Source organism: Xenorhabdus sp. SGI246, from assembly GCF_040838225.1.
GTDB lineage: Bacteria > Pseudomonadota > Gammaproteobacteria > Enterobacterales > Enterobacteriaceae > Xenorhabdus > Xenorhabdus indica.
The window spans coordinates 1-1,249 of sequence record NZ_JBFPEZ010000127.1 but is presented as its reverse complement, the minus strand read 5'-3'; the positions used below and the strand labels follow the sequence as shown (position 1 = coordinate 1,249).

1 protein-coding gene is annotated in these 1,249 nt (G+C 50.8%); it reads left to right on the top strand.

Annotated features, from left to right (window positions below):
- On the top strand, positions 1 to 1,044 hold a 1,044-nt coding region (locus ABLA85_RS18250; RefSeq protein WP_367965746.1), incomplete at its 5' end, for an STY4528 family pathogenicity island replication protein.
- Between the last annotated feature and the right edge of the window lie 205 nt (positions 1,045 to 1,249).

Genomic DNA, 1,249 nt, shown 5'->3' with positions numbered 1-1,249 from the left:
ACGGGCTGGATGATGATCCGCTTGTACGCGCAGCAAAATGAAGGGGCCGTTTTTCCCAGCTATGACGAATTGCAGGTATTGCTGGCCTCCCCCCATAAAGGCAAAGCCTCCCGTGAAACCGTCAGCCGGGTGTTACTGATGCTGCGAATCACCGGCTGGCTGAGTTTATGCAAGCGTATCCGGGATGAACACGGACGGGTGCGGGGCAATATCTATGCCCAACACGATGAGCCGCTGACCTGCCGTGATGCCGAAATTCTCGATCCCCACTGGCTGGATACGGTGGCGGAAGCCTGTCGCAGTAAAAACCGCACCATCAGTCAGACTGCCTGGGATGTCCTGACCGATATCAAAGACGATCCGCTGATGCGCCATCGTCACAGCCATATCCGTTTGCTGGAAGAACGGCTGAATGCCGTGCAAACCCCGCAGCAAAGGGTGATGCGCCAGAACTTTCAACAAGGAAAACAGTTAACCGAACTCAGTCATATAAAGCCGGGTTCGGAAACCGAACTGAGTCAGCAAAAGGAACACACTGTGCTGAATTCGGTATCCGAACTCAGTCTTAAATCAACGCGTTATAGTGATCCCGTTAAACCGAACCGTTATGTACGTTCTTTCACACAGAGTGTGAATAAAAAAACATACGTAGCAGACCCGCAGTCTGCTATTTTTCTGCCAGAAGGACTTTGCCGACAACTGGAGCCGGAAGCGGTGACGATGCTGAACAGCCAGTTGCAGGCGCTGCCTGCTGAACAGGCACAGACCGTGCTGAATTGTCTGGATAAGGCGTTACAGGCAGGGAAAATCGGCAATCCGGTCGGCTGGTTGCTGGCAATGATGAAACGGGCACGGGAGGGAAAATTATATGGACAACCTGAAACCGCTGTTACCGCGCCTGCCATTGTGAAGAAGCCAGTTGAATTCACCCAACATGTTGAGCGTTCCGCTTCACCTTCCTCACAAGCTCATGTCCGCAACATAGTGAAAGATATCCGTCAAAAGCTGACGCTGGCAAAATATCACCGCGATGTTATTGATTAAAAAACGCCCGCTGCTGGCAGTGCCAGCACTGACTAAAAAATCGCCTTTTTACGATAAGCAGGCTTTCTGTGGAACGACAGTCTGGTCAGAATGGCACTCTGCTTTTTCTTCATTCCTGATGATATTTCGGTCAAATCAGGTCGTATGACGCTTCTGTTTTTATTGCTGTATGAATATCATACACTGCTGGCAGTGCCAGCATTGC